The 16,875-nt window shown below is 39.0% G+C and carries 13 protein-coding genes and 1 pseudogene; 11 read left to right on the forward strand and 3 right to left on the reverse strand.

The window, feature by feature from the left end; translation table 11 throughout:
- Positions 1-145 (forward strand): annotated as a pseudogene (locus F606_RS23605) (IS200/IS605 family transposase); the annotation flags it as partial.
- A 140-nt stretch (positions 146-285) separates the two neighbouring features.
- Here the strand turns inward: F606_RS23605 and F606_RS0101600 are convergent.
- On the reverse strand, positions 286-819 hold the full coding sequence (locus F606_RS0101600; protein WP_019552106.1) for a PadR family transcriptional regulator: 534 nt from the start codon (positions 817-819) through the stop codon (positions 286-288).
- Between the two features lie 135 nt (positions 820-954).
- On the opposite strand from F606_RS0101600, the gene F606_RS0101605 reads away from it, so the two are divergent.
- From F606_RS0101605 to F606_RS0101650, 10 genes are all read left to right on the forward strand, one after another.
- Positions 955-1,464 carry a phenolic acid decarboxylase gene (locus F606_RS0101605; RefSeq protein WP_019552107.1) on the forward strand — a complete coding sequence of 170 codons (510 nt, stop codon included), beginning with the start codon at positions 955-957 and terminating at the stop codon, positions 1,462-1,464.
- Positions 1,465-1,606: 142 nt separating this feature from the next.
- Positions 1,607-2,521 carry a radical SAM protein gene (locus F606_RS0101610; protein WP_019552108.1) on the forward strand — a complete coding sequence of 305 codons (915 nt, stop codon included), beginning with the start codon at positions 1,607-1,609 and terminating at the stop codon, positions 2,519-2,521.
- Between the two features lie 220 nt (positions 2,522-2,741).
- Entirely contained in the window at positions 2,742-5,300 is a 2,559-nt protein-coding gene (gene xdh, locus F606_RS0101615; RefSeq protein ID WP_019552109.1) for a selenium-dependent xanthine dehydrogenase, read from the forward strand.
- 265 nt (positions 5,301-5,565) lie between these two features.
- Positions 5,566-6,906 (forward strand): sn-glycerol-1-phosphate dehydrogenase, encoded by a 1,341-nt coding sequence (locus tag F606_RS0101620; RefSeq protein WP_019552110.1) that lies wholly within the window; start codon positions 5,566-5,568, stop codon positions 6,904-6,906.
- 81 nt (positions 6,907-6,987) lie between these two features.
- Positions 6,988-7,497: an HD domain-containing protein gene (locus F606_RS0101625; protein WP_019552111.1), complete on the forward strand. Its 510-nt coding sequence runs from the start codon at positions 6,988-6,990 to the stop codon at positions 7,495-7,497.
- 3 nt (positions 7,498-7,500) lie between these two features.
- Positions 7,501-7,701, forward strand: a complete 201-nt coding sequence (locus F606_RS0101630) for a hypothetical protein (protein ID WP_019552112.1) — start codon at positions 7,501-7,503, stop codon at positions 7,699-7,701.
- Positions 7,702-7,845: 144 nt separating this feature from the next.
- A complete protein-coding gene (locus F606_RS0101635) occupies positions 7,846-8,565 on the forward strand; it encodes an amino acid ABC transporter ATP-binding protein (protein ID WP_019552113.1) in 720 nt (239 codons plus the stop codon).
- 15 nt (positions 8,566-8,580) lie between these two features.
- Positions 8,581-9,291, forward strand: coding sequence for an amino acid ABC transporter permease (locus tag F606_RS0101640; RefSeq protein WP_019552114.1), 711 nt, complete (start codon positions 8,581-8,583; stop codon positions 9,289-9,291).
- Positions 9,292-9,374: 83 nt separating this feature from the next.
- Positions 9,375-10,271: an ABC transporter substrate-binding protein gene (locus F606_RS0101645; RefSeq protein WP_019552115.1), complete on the forward strand. Its 897-nt coding sequence runs from the start codon at positions 9,375-9,377 to the stop codon at positions 10,269-10,271.
- Positions 10,272-10,601: 330 nt separating this feature from the next.
- The gene (locus tag F606_RS0101650; protein WP_026329188.1) at positions 10,602-12,626 is read left to right on the forward strand and encodes a methyl-accepting chemotaxis protein; all 2,025 of its coding nucleotides are present in this window, start codon (positions 10,602-10,604) and stop codon (positions 12,624-12,626) included.
- A 91-nt stretch (positions 12,627-12,717) separates the two neighbouring features.
- On the opposite strand, the gene F606_RS0101655 is transcribed toward F606_RS0101650, so the two are convergent.
- Together F606_RS0101655 and F606_RS0101660 are read right to left on the reverse strand one after the other, a co-directional pair.
- The gene (locus F606_RS0101655; RefSeq protein ID WP_019552117.1) at positions 12,718-14,223 is read right to left on the reverse strand and encodes an amino acid permease; all 1,506 of its coding nucleotides are present in this window, start codon (positions 14,221-14,223) and stop codon (positions 12,718-12,720) included.
- A 451-nt stretch (positions 14,224-14,674) separates the two neighbouring features.
- Positions 14,675-16,402 (reverse strand): methyl-accepting chemotaxis protein, encoded by a 1,728-nt coding sequence (locus F606_RS0101660; RefSeq protein WP_322786205.1) that lies wholly within the window; start codon positions 16,400-16,402, stop codon positions 14,675-14,677.
- Positions 16,403-16,875: the final 473 nt, after the last annotated feature.

The raw sequence follows: 16,875 nt of genomic DNA on the forward strand, positions 1-16,875 counted from the left end.
CTATTTTGTGGATACGGTAGGAAGAAATAAAAAGCAGATAGAGAACTACATTAGGAATCAGCTAGAACAAGATCAAATAACAGAACAAATGAGTTTAAAAGAGTTTGTGGACCCGTTTACGGGTAGCAAGAAGCAAAAGGCATAAATAAAAAGCCCCTTTAGGGGTCGCCCGAAAAAGTAAAACGTTGGTTAGACCATTCGGACGCCCCTTGAGGGGCTTATGTTAGTAATATGCCCTTCCAGGGCTTGAGCAAGCCTCCGGTTTACCGGAGGTCATGACTATTGTTATTTTTGTATATAAGCAAGCGATTCGTTGAGCCATTCGATTTGCGTGCGTAGATGAGCAATGGCTCCTTTTAGTAAAAGATAATCACCGATTTTTGCGGTAGGAATATCTGAGGAATCATATTCATTGAATTTGACTGTATAGCGGGTCAGTAAAAGTTGACATTTATCAAGCTGCTTTTCAAATTTGCCGCAGAGTTCTTGGCTGGTGAGTTGTTCGGAAAAATATAGGCGAAGCTTGAAAATGTCTTTGCTCTGTGAAAGTGGGGGTTCATCTTCATGCATCCAGGCCGCGAGTTCTTCTTTTCCTTTTGTTGTAATGGAATAAACTTTTTTTTCAAGCACTTCGCCTTGAATGACAACTTCATATTCAATCAAAGCAGCATCAACGAGCTTTTTTAATTCTGTATAAATTTGACTTTGTTTGGCACTCCAAAAATCAGCAACACTATCACTGAAAATTTTTGTTAAATCATAGCCAGTGACTTTATCTTTATCAATTAATCCCAAAATGGCATAAGCTAATGTATTCATGGCATATTTCTCCTAACAATTTGACTTGACTTTGTTTCTTCTATTATATATAATAAATATATAAATTACAACATGTATAAAATGACATGTTGTAATTTATTAAAATGAAAGAATTAATAGAAAGAGGTAATTTACATGAGTGAATCTTCACGTAAAGAAGAATTGAAAAATTTAGTTGGTAAACATTTTATTTATACATATGATAATGGCTGGCAGTATGAAGTTTATATAAAAAGTGAAACGGTTTTTGATTATCGGATTCATAGTGGTATTGTTGGTGGACGCTGGGTAACTGGGCAAGAAGCCTATATTGTAAAAATGTCTGAGGATGTTTTTAAGATTTCGTGGGATGAACCAACGGGGACTTGTGTGAGCTTGGCATTTAATTTGGCAACACGTAAAATCCATGGTACGATTTTCTTTCCAGCTTGGGTTGGCAAAGATCCACAAAAAACAGTATGTTATCAAAATGAACATTTAGATCTCATGCAGAAATACCGCGATCAAGGACCAACGTATCCTAAAATGCTAGTAGATGAGTTTGCAAAAATAACGTTCTTAGAAGAATGTGGACGCGATCGTGATGATGTTATAAATTGTGCTTCAAAAGATTTGCCGAAAGGTTATACCCTACGTAAAAATTAAAATAATGTTTATGGTAAGGCTTGGATAAAACATATAAACTGTTTTTTTTCGAGTCTTGCTTTTTTATTGTCTATGGTTTGATTTTTAAAGTGCTTCTATTATAATTATAGGTAGATGCTATTAGAAAAGAAGGTCGAGATATTTGCTTGATTTAGGAATTTGTACAGTTTGTCCATGGCAATGCGGCGTTAATCGCTTAGCTGGTGAGACCGGTGCCTGTGGCGCAGGTGCTTTGCCAAAGGTGGCATTGGTTTCACTTCATCAATGGGAAGAACCTTGTTTTGTTGGCGAACATGGAGCGGGAACTGTGTTTTTTTCATATTGTAATCTACATTGTGTTTTTTGTCAAAATCATGAGATTAGTCAAGCTGGGGTGGGAGAAGAAATATCGATTGCCAGATTGGCTGAAATTTTTTTAGAGCAGCAAAATAGAGGCGCTCAGTCTTTAGATTTGGTATCGCCTACCCAGTATGTGCCGCAGATTATTGAAGCATTGGATCTTGCAAAAGTTAGTGGTCTTTGTCTACCTGTCGTATATAATTCAAATGGCTATGAAAATGTGCAAACACTGGAGTCTTTAGCTGGGTATGTAGATGTGTTTCTGCCAGATTTAAAGTATAAAAACATCGCGGCTGCACAGAAATATTCCCAGGCTGCGGATTATTTTTCCGTGGCAAGTAAGGCGATTCAAAAAATGGTTGAGCTGGTCGGACCGCCTGTTTTTGATGCGCAGGGTATGATGAAACGAGGCGTATTGGTTCGGCATCTTATCATTCCCGGGCAAATGAAAGATAGTAAAGCTTTGCTGGATTGGCTGTGGGATACGTTTGGCGATCGGATTTATTTAAGTTTAATGAATCAATTTACACCTTTATATGAAGTCGGTGCTTATAAAGAAATTAATCGCAAGCTTACAACCTATGAATATGATCAAGTTGTCGAGCATACACTGAATTTAGGAATAAAGCAGTGCTTTATTCAAGAAGGTAAAACGTCGTCCGTCGACTTTGTACCAGTATTTAATGGTCGTGGTGTTTTGACGGCAGACAAGGAATAAATAGAAACTTCACAACATGTCTCATATTGAGATTTTTTCCTTGACGAAACGTCTTATTGCTGATAAAATTTTTATAAAATAAGATTTAAATCAGCAATGAAGCTGTTCCGCGGGTCTACTATGGAATTGCAAGTTGCATTTCTAAAGCGTTCACAGTTGTGGATGCTTTTTTTATTAATTAAGCTGCCATTGTAGTCGCTGCATAGAGAAGGAGAATGGTATGTTTAAATTTAAAGTGAATGGAACGTCAGTTACAGCCGATAAAGAGCAAAATTTATTGACCTATCTGAGAGATGAGTTACGAGTGACATCGGTAAAGGATGGGTGTAGTGAAGGAGCCTGCGGAACTTGTACGGTTCTGATTGATGGCAAAAAAATTAAAGCCTGTATCCCTAAACTTTCTTCCCTTGTTGGCAAATCGATTGTTACAGTTGAAGGTCTTTCCCTAAGGGAAAAAGAAGTCTACGTGCATTGTTTTGCTCAGGCAGGGGCGGTACAGTGCGGGTATTGTATTCCAGGCATGGTGATTTCGGCAAAGAGCCTGCTCGATGTAAATCTAAATCCGACTCGGCTAGAGGTAAAAAAGGCAATTCGTGGCAATCTTTGCCGCTGTACCGGTTATGTTAAAATCGAAGAAGCTATTTTGCAGGCAGCAGATTTTTTTCGTGAGGATTTGCCAATTCCGCAGCGTGAGACGCAGGCACTTCTTAATACTCGTTTTAAAAGAGTGGATGCAGAAGAAAAAATATTGGGAACGGGACAGTTTGTTGATGATTTGATTTTGCCGGATATGATTTATGCGAAGGCATTACGCTCAAAATATCCCCGGGCGGTTGTCAATCGGATTGATTTGTCGAAAGCTTTGGCGCATCCAGATTGTATAAGAATTTTAACGGAAAAAGATGTACCGAATAAAAAAATTGGTCATCTGGTTACGGATTGGGATGTGATGATTGCAGAGGGGGGAACGACACGCTATATTGGCGATGCCTTAGCCTTGGTTGCTACACAGCACAAAGAAACGCTCGATGAAGTCCTAGCCTTAATTGAAGTTGATTATACCGAGTTAGTACCGATCACCTGTCCGACAGATGCTCTGAAAGCATCGGCACCGCTTATCCATGAGCAGGGCAATATTATGCGCAAAGAAGTCCTCAAACGCGGCAATGCTGATGCGGCGATTAAAAATTCAAAGTATGTTGTGACACGTAAATACAGTACGCCGTTTAATGATCATGCATTTATGGAGCCGGAGTGTGCAATTGCATTACCAGAAGGGGAGGATGGACTCTTACTTTATACAGGGTCACAATCCGTTTATGATGAACGCCATGAAATTTCGCATATGTTAGCGATTCCAGAAGAAAAAATACATTGCCATTCGATGCTCGTTGGGGGCGGATTTTGCGGCAAAGAAGATATGAGTGTGCAGCATCATGCCGCATTGATGGCTTGGTATACGAAAAAACCGGTGAAAGTGAAGTTTTCGCGACAGGAAAGTTTAAATTATCATACCAAACGTCATGCAATGGAAATGGAATTTACGACAGCCTGTGATGAACAGGGAATTCTTACGGCAATGAAAGCGATTTTGATTGCGGATACGGGTGCCTATGCATCGTTGGGTGGTCCAGTACTCCAACGCGCCTGTACCCATGCGGCTGGTCCTTATAATTATCAAAATATAGATATTTTAGGGATGTCGGTTTATACGAATAATGTAATTGGTGGAGCTTATCGCGGTTTTGGCGTAACCCAAAGTTGTTTTGCCACGGAAAATAATATCAACCTTTTAGCTGAAATGGCAGGACTTTCTCCTTGGGAAATGCGTTATAAAAATGCAATCCGTCCGGGGCAGGTTTTGCCAAATGGACAGATCGCAGATCCAAATTGTGCGATTGTGGAATGTTTAGAGGCAGTTAAGGCTGTTTACGAAGCGAATCCTTATGCGGGAATTGCTTGCGCTTTTAAAAACAGTGGGACTGGTGTGGGACTTAAGGATATTGGACGCTGCCTGCTCTCGATTGAAAAGGGACTTGTTCACATTCGAACTTCGGCAGCTTGTATGGGGCAGGGGATTGCGACAATGTGTACGCATATGGTATGCCAGGAAACTGGTTTAGATCCAGCTCTGATCGTGCATGAACGTCCCGATACCAACAGAACACCCAATTCAGGAACTAGTACAGCCTCCAGGCAGACAGTCGTGACGGGTGAAGCTACACGCCGTGCCGCGCAAAAGCTTAAAGCAGCTTTGGCTGGTGGCAAGAGTGTAGCAGATTTAAACGGACAGGAATTTTATGATGAATTTTCTGCGATTACCGACCCGATGGGGTCACCAAAGGATTTTCCGGTCAGTCATGTAAGTTATAGCTACGGGGCACAGGTGGTCATTTTAGATTCACAGGGAAAAGTTGAAAAAGTAGTTGCAGCATATGATGTCGGAACACCAGTCAATATTCAATCGGTTGAAGGTCAGATTGAGGGCGGAATCATAATGGGTCTGGGATTTGCTCTTACCGAGGATTTTCCGGTTCAAGGTGGATATCCACTGTTGAAATTTGGGACACTCGGATTGATGCGGGCAACGGAGGCACCGCCGGTTGAAGTTCATCTGGTACAAGCGCCAGGTGAAAAACTTCCTTATGCATTTGGAGCCAAAGGTGTTGGCGAACTTTGTCTCATTCCGACCTCGCCAGCCTGCTCTCATGCGTATTATCGCTACGATGGGAAATTCAGGACGTCTCTACCGCTGAGAGAAACCTATTATAAAAAATAAAAAATTTCTTTGAACAACACATGCTAATTGTATGTGTTGTTTTTTATAAGAGCTCGCGGCATTTTTTCCCAATATGCTATAATAAAGACATCTAGTGGCACTGCTTTCTCCGTAAGATCACTAAACCCGATAGCCCATTACGGATGATTGCTATATAGAAAAATCCGATTTTACGGGTAGTGTTTTTGTAAAATGAATTACCCCAAATTACCGATTTTTATCATAGTCTTTTTCGAAGAACTAAAAATAGATGGAGGCATATAAAATGGATTGGAATCGTTATTTGAATAAAGAAATAGAATGTTCCTGCGGCAGGACACATCGTTGCGCTATTAAGCATGTTGCGATTGGTCTTGCTGCCATTGACGGTTTAACAGCGTATATCAAAGAAAACGGTTATCAGCATGTGTCCGTAGTTGTTGATAAAAACACCGAAAAAGCAGCCGGAGAAATGGTGTATGGCGTTTTAGAAAAAGACGGAATCTTTTTTGACAAAATCAGATTAGAAGCCGCTGAAATTATACCGGATGAAATTACGTTAGGAAATCTTATTGCTGATATAGCAGCGGAAACCGATTTGATTATAGCCGTGGGTTCAGGAACGATCAATGATTCCTGCCGGTTTATTTCTCATAAAATGAAGATTGATTATTTTATTGTTGGTACCGCACCATCGATGGACGGTTATGCTTCGGATGTTACACCAATGTTAATTCATAATTTAAAAATAACCTATGAAAAAATGGGTCATGCTAAAGCAATTCTTGGTGATGTGGATGTTTTGTCAAAAGCACCTATGCGGATGATTACGGCTGGTGTTGGTGATGTTTTTGGCAAATATATCTGCCTTACGGAATGGAAATTATCTCATTTGATTACGGGAGAATATTATTGTGAGTTTGTTGATGGTATTATGCAGGATGCCTTAAAAACCCTGGAAACATCCATTGATGGGATCCCTTCACGCAATAAAAAAGCGATGGGGGCTATTATGGAAGGGCTGGTACTCGCCGGAGTAGGGATGAGTTATGTAGGTAATTCAAGACCGGCATCGGGCAGCGAACATCATTTAGCGCATTACTGGGAGATGATGTTTTTACAAAGTGGTCAAGAGGATCCGCTGCATGGAACAAAAGTCGGTGTCGGTACGGTTATTGCATTATTACTTTATCAATATGCAAAAAAAATAGTGGCAAGTGGCAAAGTTTTTCCACAGCCTTCATTTGATGAGAAGGTTTGGATAAAATTCATCAAAAAAGCTTATGGAATATCTGCTCCTGGGGTTTTGTCGTTAGAAGAAAATGTGCACAAAAATAGTGATGCCGCAGTAGCTAAACGATTAGCCGTATTGCAACAGCATCGAGAAGACTTTATAAAATTGGCGAATGCCTTGCCTACACCGGAAAAAATCATTGCCGCCATGAAAAAAATTCAGGCACCGTATCTGCCAAAAGAGATTGGTGTGACGCCTGAATTGCTCAAAAATAGTATTGTTTACGCCAAAGAATTGCGTAATCGTTATGGAATATTACAGTTATTGTTTGATATGGGCGAGTTGGAAAATGCCGCGAACTGCGTATGCAAACAGATTGAACAATATAAATAGTGAAATTTTTATTGCTAGAAGCATCTGCCTAGGGTAAACTATATTCGATAGCTGGACTGTAGGAAAAAAGGAGGAAACCTTATGGATAGAGCTTTAGCAGATGTCATGCAGGTTAAATTAATTCATAAAATGATTGACTATTATGCTGGGGATGCAAGACGGGTTCAACATTTTATGAAAGTCTATGACTTTGCAAAACTTATTGGAAAATCAGAAAACCTGCCGGAAAATGTGCAGTTTCTTTTAGAAATAACAGCGATTGTTCATGATATTGGCATTAAAGTGAGTGAAGAAAAATATCAGAGCAGTGCGGGATCTTATCAGGAAAAAGAAGGTCCGGCCATTGCTAAGCCTATGTTACTTTCTGTAGGTTATACCGAAGCGGTGATTGAGCGAGTCTGCTATTTGATAGGGCATCATCACACCTATAAGGATATTGATGGGCTCGATTATCAAATTCTGGTAGAAGCGGATTTTTTGGTAAATATATATGAAGACGGGATTTCGCAACAGGCGATTCAAAGCATTGAAGAGAAAATTTTTAAAACAAAAACGGGCAAACATTTACTGGAAACAATGTTTAGGTGTTGATTTTTGAAAACAAAAAAACCTAAATTCAATATCAAAATATTTACTAAAAAAATAAATGATCTTTGTGCATTATTAACATTGACGAGAGGATTATTGAATGGTAGAATGAAGGAAATAATAAATTTGTTGAGTAATGGCGCTCACGAGTATTTTAGAATACTTGTGAGCGCTGTTTTTTTTATTATCGATGGTTGGAATCAATAAGTAAATAAAGCAGATCAAAAAAGCAAAGATGCTAATAAAAGATCTTTGCTTTTTGTGCTTTTTTAGTAGTGATTTCCGTTACAGTACATATTCCAACCGTTGAAATAGGGTGTTAAATAACACGGAAAGATGCTGGAGGTAATTATGTTTAATATATATAAGTTAGGGAAAAAATTTGGTGATTTAGACGTATTAAAGAGTATCAGCATGAATATTGAAAAAGGTGAAGTCGTTTGCATTATTGGACCGTCGGGCTCAGGGAAAAGCACGTTTTTGCGGTGCTTGAATTTATTAGAAGTACCAACGAGTGGGAAGGTTTATTATAATGGAATCATTTTGGATGCGGATTTAGATAGTAAGAAGCTTCGCCGGGAAGTGGGCATGGTTTTCCAGCGGTTTAATCTCTTTCCTATGTTTACGGTATTGAAAAATATTACGTATGCACCGATTCATATCAATCATATGAAAAAAGAAGCGGCAAAGGAACTGGCTATGAGTTTGCTGGAAAAAGTCGGACTAGCTGATAAGGCCGATGTTTATCCAGCCACGTTATCAGGTGGACAGCAGCAGCGGGTAGCGATTGCTCGGGCCCTGGCGATGCAGCCGAATATGCTTTTGTTTGATGAACCAACGTCTGCTTTAGATCCTGAACTGGTGGGTGATGTTCTGGAAGTTATGAAACAACTGGCTGCAGATGGAATGACCATGGTAGTTGTGACACATGAAATGGGATTTGCGAGAGATGTGGCCGACCGTGTTATTTTTATGGATAAAGGTTATATTGTCGAAGAAGGTCCACCAGAAAAAATATTTAATAACCCTAAACATGAGCGTACGCAGGCGTTTTTGGCAAGAGTTTTATAAGGAGGTCCAGATTATATGAACACTTTAATGCAGCTTCATTTTGGCCAAGCCGCTGAACTATTAGTTCCTTCCCTTATGCATGGTTTTGGCGTTGTTATTCAAGCAACTGTTTTAGGCTTTTTATTGGCAACAATCATTGGGATGATTATTGCTATCGGCAGACTTTCTAGTCTGAAAATCATCAAAGGCATTTTATATGTTTTTTTAGAAATAATTCGTGGCACGCCACTTTTGGTACAGTTGGTTTATATCTACTATGTAGTACCATTATTAATTAATTTACTGGCAAGTTTATTTGGCTATAAAATAGATATGCAGATAGCACCGTTGACTGCAGGGATCTTGGGACTGGGTGTCAACTATGGCTGTTATATGTCAGAAGTCATTCGCGGGGCTATTATTGCCGTGGATAGTGGACAAACGGAAGCTGCCCTTGTATTGGGCTTCGGAAAATATCAGGCATTGTTTCGTATTGTGATTCCGCAGGCCTTGCGAAGCATTATTCCATCATTAGGTAATTATTTGGTTATGATGGTAAAAGATACTTCGCTGCTGGCATATGTTGCAGTGAATGAATTGCTGCTTAGGACACAGAGCTTTGCCTCACAAACATTTTTTACAATAGAATCTTATACGTATTTGGCTTTGGCATATTTGGTGATTAGTATACCATTGTCACATCTTGTAAAATTCATTGAATATAAATTAAAAACAAATCGTCGTTGAATTTTATTGTAATAACTCGAAAATAGGGTATATTTCAAGGTTTCCGTTATAATTTATCTTTATTAAAGAGAGGTTGATAAACTATGAATAATTTGTGTAAAAAATTTACCTTTTTGACAGTGTGTATGTTTGTATTCGCTATGCTTGTATCCGGATGTGGATCTTCTGACGAGGCGGCAAAATCAAGTGCTCCAGCGACGAAAACTGATTCCGGAACCAGTAAAACCTTGACGGCGTTAAGAGAAAAAGGGGTATTGGTTGTGGGATCATCCAATGATGCTCCGTTTGCTTATATGGATGCAAGTACAAATCAATTTTCTGGTGTCGATGCGGTGATTATTAAAGAAGTTGCGAAACGACTGGGAATTGAAAAAGTAGAAATGAAACAGATTCCGTTTGAAAACCTCTTGTTGGAGTTAAACAATAAAACGATTGATATGGTAACCGATGCGATGTATATCAAAAAAGAACGCTTGGATAAAGCCTTGTTTACAGATGTTTGGTATAAAGAGGGCGAAGCCGTTGTTGTGAAAAAAGACTCCACGATTCAAACAAAAGATGATTTAAAAGATAAAGTTCTTGGTGGACAAAAAGGAACAGCATTCCTGGAAGTTGCTCAAAAATGGCTGGATGCTGGTAAAGCAAAAGATTTAAAAATATTTAACAGCCAGGCTGAACTTATGATGGCAGTTAATACTGGTAAGATTGATGCCTGTGTAACGGATGGTATTGTAGCTTCTTATACACTTAAGCAAAATTCCAGCTTGGATCTTCGTGTATTAAGTCCATATGATGCAGAAGCAGCTGGTAAAATAGGGGCGGCTTTACGCTTTGAAGACAAAGATTTCTTAGCGGAAGTCAATAAAACGCTCAATGATATGAAAGCGGATGGAACATTGACTAAAATATTAGAAGGTTTTGGGTTGAATAAAGATTATGTTGTATCAGTAGATGAAGGCAAAACTACGAACACAAAATAATAATAGTATTTAGAAAAAACAAGCTGAAATAACTCTTATGAGAGTGTTTTCAGCTTGTTTTTTTGACTCTACAATAAATATGTTTTGGAGGTGTAGTATAAAATAGAAATAGTTTACATTTTTGTAAACTGGTAAAAATAAGCACTTTGGCTACTGTGCAGTGTATTTTTCATATGATATAATTATAATCTATAGTTATCGTTTCGATAATTGCAAAAAATAGAACTGCAATTGATTTTGCTAAAAGTAGAGGGCAGATTGTCTTGCCGCAAGCATTTTCAAATTTGTGGTTTTTATTATAAAAAGAAAAAGAATAGGGTTGTGGTAAATTTGAATTTTAAAAATGTGCAGACAAAATTTTTAGTCATGCTAATGCCGATCTTTATTTTAAGCTTTCTTATTTTATCGGGTATCAGCTATTATATGGCGAATACTTCGTTAAATAGGGCAAATAATGAAACAGTAAAGGCAATGGGACAAAAAGCTGCAACAGAAGTGGAACAGGGAATCGATGAACGCGTTATTCGGTTGGAAGAGCTGGGAACGGATAAAGTCCTACGGGGCGCAGATGATAACGCTAAAATAGCATATTTGGCAGAATCACAAAAACGATTGGGTTTTGACTCCTTATATTATTCAGATTTGAATGGGAACTGTGTTCGTGCCGATGGTAAGCATTTTAATCGGGCTGATCGGGAATACTTCAAAAAAGTAAAAGAAACAAAAAAAGCCTATGTACCATCGCCGGTAGTTTCGGCAGATACTGGTAAACTTATTTTGGTTTTGACAGCACCAGCTTTTGAAAATGGTAAATTTGTTGGTATGATGATGGGGAGCATTACGCTGGAAAAATTGTCAAAAGTATTGGATCAAGTCGAATTCCAGACTTCAGGATATGGATATATCGCTGAAACAGAAGGGGTAGTTATTGCAAATAACAAAAACCCTGAACTGATTAACACTTTGAATTTGACAGAAAAGCAGATTAATCCAGCTATCAAAGCTGATAAAATGGAATTGGATAAAAATTTGATGGCAGCATTTAAAACGGTCGTGGAAAAAGGGACCGCCGAAGTTGTTTCTTATACGGATTTATTTGGTCGTGCAGATATAGCTGAATTGACACCGATTGAACTTTATGGACAAAGGTGGGTTATGGTCATTACGGCTCCAGAAGCTGAAGTTGCTGCTCCGATTAAGAAATTATCCACATATATGATTGGTATATCAATCTTTTTTATTATCATTGCTAGTGCATTTATTTATTTATTTGCAAAAAAAATTGCGGAACCAATCCGCTTGATGCGTGATGAATGCAAACTCTTAAATGATGGAGATTTTCAAGATAAGCCAATTAGTGTTCAGGGTGAAGATGAATTTGGGCAGCTGGCGACAGGGTTCCGTGATATGAGGACGACCTTGCGCACACTGATTAAAAAGATCCAAAATGAATCACAACAAGTTGCCTCATCCAGTGAAATGCTCAAGGAAAGTGCGGGTCAGTCAGCCGAAGCATCCAATCAGGTGGCTGTTTCTATTACTGGTATCGCCGAAGGCGTAGAAAAACAATCCAATGCAGCTAAAACGGTAAATGGAATAGCGAATGGTGTTGCCCAGACGGCAGCGGAAATTGCCTTGAAGGCCAAAGGTGTGGGGGAAGTTACACATAAAGCGAATGATGATGTTGATTTAGGGCGCAGTGCAATTGCGAATGCAGTGGAACAGATGCAGCAGATCAGCACGGGGTCAGAACAAATCCAGCAAGCCGTGGAAGAATTAGCCCAAGGATCACAAGAAATCAGCAATATCGTTGATGTGATCGCCAATATTGCTGGACAAACCAATTTACTGGCACTTAATGCTGCGATTGAAGCAGCCAGAGCTGGCGAGCAAGGTCGCGGTTTTGCGGTTGTCGCTGAGGAAGTACGGAAACTAGCGGAAGAATCGCATAAATCATCGCAACAAATTGCTGAACTGGTGAAGCGCAATCAAATAGATATGGAAAAAGCCGTTATGGTTAGTAAAGATGGAAAAGCAAGTATTATTAGTGGTATCGAAGCTGTGAATTCAGCCGATGAAACATTTAAAAATATAGTTCAAGTTATCCATCATCTATCGGATGAGATAGCAGCTATTTCTGGGTCGATTGATACTATGGCGGATGGTAGTAAGGATATGCTGCACTCAATAGAAGAAATCGACGCAATCAGTAAAAACAGTTCAGCGGAAGCACAGTCCGTATCTGCGGCAACCGAAGAACAATCCGCATCAATGCAGGAAATTGCCGCAGCCAGTCAGAGCTTAGCTCATTTGGCTACAGAACTGCAAGATCTCATTGTTAAGTTTAAAGTCTAAATAGTAGAAAATGAAAAAAGCCGATGAAACCTGCAGGGGGACTGCTAGTTTCATCGGCTTTTGTTATGTTATATAATCTTTATCAATAGGATTAGTGATCGCTTAAGTTTGTTGGGTCAAGATCAATTTCTTTTAATGGAATTAATTTTGTTTTATGTTTAATTTTATACCAGAAATAGAAAATCAATATAATAGGAATACCAATATAAGTTGCTAAGGCACCGTTCCAGTCGACGGAACTTCCCATAAAGGCACCATAATTTTGTCCAAGCATTACGACCAGGCATAATGCTAAAGCGAAAAATGAACCGAAAGGGAATAGTGTAGCACGATATTTTAAAGTACTTAAATCTTTTCCCTGTGCAACAAAGGCACGGCGGAAGCGATAATGGCAAATGGCGATGCCTACCCAAACGACAAATCCAGTCATGCCTGATAGATTGAGCAGCCAGGTATAAGCTGTTCCTTCCCCGAGTAAAGAGGTAAGAAATGCTAATAAACCGAAGATCGTTGTAAGGAATAACGCATTTGTCGGTACTCCGCGACGATTGACTTTGGTAAACATAGCTGGTGCTTTGCCTTCTTTTGCCATTGCATATAACATGCGTGTTGAAGCATAAAGTCCGGAATTTCCGCAGGATAATACGGAGGTTAAAATAACAAAATTCATTAATGATGCAGCAGCATTGAAGCCGGCACGATCAAGTGCCAGGGTAAATGGACTTACCGCAACGCTTTCAACATCTGTTTTTAAAAGGTTAGCATCCGTATACGGTAATAGAAAACCGATGACAATCATGGTACCAATATAAAATAGCAAGATGCGCCAAAAAACATTATTAATTGCTTTCGGAACATTTTTTTCAGGGTCTTCACTCTCGCCGGCAGCAATGCCGACTAATTCAGTTCCTTGGAAAGAAAAGGCAGCAATCATGAAGATGCCGACAATGGAACCAGCACCGCCAACAAATGGTGCATCACCATTTGTCCAGTTGGAAAAACCAGGCGATGGTCCACCGATTACACCAAAAATCAACAAGGTACCGATAATTAGAAAAACCACAACCATCGCAACTTTAATACTGGCAAACCAATATTCACTTTCGCCATAGGCGCGGGTTGATAAATAATTCAATACAAATAAAATAATTAAAAAAGCAGCACTCCAGATAATTGCGGGCGTATCGGGAAACCAAAATTTCATGACCAATGCACCCGCAACGATTTCTACCGCTAATGTAATGGCCCAGTTAAGCCAATAATTCCAGCCAATTGCAAAGCCTAAAGCGGGGTCGACAAACCGCGAAGCATAGGTGCCGAATGAGCCTGATACCGGCAAATACGTTGCCATTTCGCCTAAACTTGTCATAATAAAATATACCATAATACCGATTACGGCGTATGCAGTTAAAGCACCGCCTGGACCTGCTGTGCTGATGGAAGCACCACTTGCCAAAAATAAGCCTGTTCCCAGGGCCCCGCCGATGGCAATCATATTCATATGACGCGTCTTAAGACTTCTTTTAAGTTGTTGTGGCTGCGCAGCCTCTGCTTCTTTTCCCATAGGGAGGGAAAGTTCTTCTTCGTTAATACTCACCGAATACACTCCATTCTCTTTAAACTAAAAGTTTTACCGTTTATCTTTTGCCTGATTTTCATTTTGCTGCAACTGTAGCTTCTATATTGAGATTACATCTTTTCTGGAAAAGGGATGTGTAAAGGTCTCTTTTCGACAAAAGATGTAAAACATAGGCACGATATTCTTATTTTACACGAAAATAAAATTATACGCTATTTTTTATTTGTGTAAAAGCCAAATATTATCCTGCATCAAGTGAATTTAGACAAAAAAATTTCATAGTAAAAATTCCCGCAAGAGACGATGCTTTATCGAATCGAACGGAGATTTCGCCTATGAAATCTCATACACAAGTACTATCTATAGAATAATATACGGTGTCGCATATGTCCACAAAAATAGTATTTTATTTTCAAATGATATTGTATTTGTGGACATGAATAAAAAAATTGCCTGATTTAAAAATTTTCTAAACTTTGAAATTGTGAATCGTTGTCTGCAGGTCGAGAGCCATACTGTTTAACTTTTGACTCGAGGCAGCGATTTCTTCCATCGAGGCAGATTGCTCTTCGGTTGCAGCGGAGATGGTCTGCGTTTGTTCGGCACTACGCTTGCTTTCCTGTGCAATTTTCTCTGCTGAATCGATAACACTTTGGCTGCCACTGGCTAACTGCTCACTGGCAGCGGAAATTTCATGGATCTGTTCAGAGATCTGCTGTACCATTTGCACGATGCCAGTAAAACTTTGTCCGGCGATATTTACAACGGCAGTTCCGGCATTTACTTCCTTTTTGCTGTCTGTCATGAACGTTACAGCATTATTTGTTTTAGCTTGAATTTCTGTGATTAAATCGATGATTTCTTTTGTCGATTGACTGGATTGCTCAGCAAGCTTTCGGACCTCTTCAGCAACAACGGAAAAGCCGCGACCGGCATCTCCAGCACGGGCTGCTTCAATGGCTGCATTTAAAGCCAGCAGATTTGTTTGTCCGGCTATATTGGAGATGACTTCCACAATCTTACCAATTTGTTTGGACTTTTCTTCTAATTCACTGACAACAGTAGCGGTATGGTGCGTCTTTTCTTCAATGACCTGCATTTGGTGTACTGCAGTCTGGATTGCTTTTCCGCCTTCATCTGCGGTTAATGATGTTTTTTGGGCAGATTCTGCGACAATCATGGTATTGTTTGTAACCTGCTGAATACCTTTTGTCATTTCATTGACGACTGTACTCGTTATATTGGCTAGTTCCAGTTGTTTATTGGCTCCCAGGGCAACGGTGGTTATGGACTGGGCCACTTGATTGGATGCTTGCGCTGATTGTTCAGCACTTGCTGATAAACCTTGTGAGGAATCGGCGAGGTTCGCTGAGGTAGTTGTAAGTTGTTGAATTAAATTGCGGTTGCTTTTATTCATTTTGTCGACCGCTTTGGATAAGGTGCCAAATTCACTGTGATCAAGCAGACTGTGCTGGGGGACATCTTGAGAAAAATCACCATCGGCAATTTTAGCTAAAAAATGGACAGCATCATTCAGTCTTGTACTAATTTGTGTAACAATAATGAATCCCAAAGTGAGTCCGGCCAAAATTGAAATCACAATAATACCGGAAAATATAGAGATGGTAGTTGTAAAGCTCGCTTGAGCAGTCTGATTCATTTGATCAGCGGCTTTTTTTGCTAAATCGGTCATGACTTCCATTTTATGAACAAATTCTCTTGATAGCGGAGCAACTTTTGTTTTATATAAGAGGTTGGCTTCGGCATTTTTATTTTGCATGGATAATTCAATGGTTTCTTTGCGCGCTGCGCGATAGGCTGGCAGTGCTTTACGAAGTTCATCTAAATTATTTGTTTCTTCTGAATTTAATGATAATTTTTCATACTTGTCAAGATTTTCATCAAAATCATTGACTTTTTGGTTGATATCATTATAAAATGTCTTTTTTTCGGTGATATTTGTGGTCGCCATTAAACTTGCCATATTGGATTCGATTCGACCGGTGATAAATTTGTTAGAATGTGCTAAATCAATACCAGTTAATTCATTCGTATACAGTGAATTCATATTTTGATTTACTTGCTGTAACGAATAAAATCCTACAACCCCAACTCCTATTAGACCAATGCTGAATACGGCAATCAAAAGAAGTAATTTTTGTTTTACATTTAAAGCATTCAATGGATTCATCATCATACGCCCCTTTTTCTTAAGTCTACATCTATTATTTTGGTGCACTTTGTCATCAATTATGTATAGAATATTAAGAAAAAACCATGTAGTATTTATTTCCTATTATACCCCCTTTTTTGTATTTCGTCCAAGCAAGTCCGTGAATTTCAAAATAAATTATGGTATGCTAAAGTAAGAAAACAAGTCTGCAAAGATAAAATTTAGCTTTTAGCTTTTATTGTTTGATGGAATGCACAGTCGTATCTTAAAAAAGCAGCATAGATGTATTTTTAAGAAAAACTATATTCAGTTTCATAGCAGATTGTCTAATGGTTGTGGATTTATAGCAAAGTAAAATGGGAATAAAATATTGCATTATAAAAAATATAATGGTATTATATTACACAGCAAAGGCTGATCAGACATCTGAAGGTCAAAGTTACTCTGGATAGGGTGGACTTTGACCTTTTTTAGCCTATATTTATTGCAAACGAGAC

This window comes from Propionispira raffinosivorans DSM 20765, from assembly GCF_000381065.1.
GTDB classification, from domain to species: Bacteria; Bacillota; Negativicutes; order Selenomonadales; family Selenomonadaceae; genus Propionispira; species Propionispira raffinosivorans.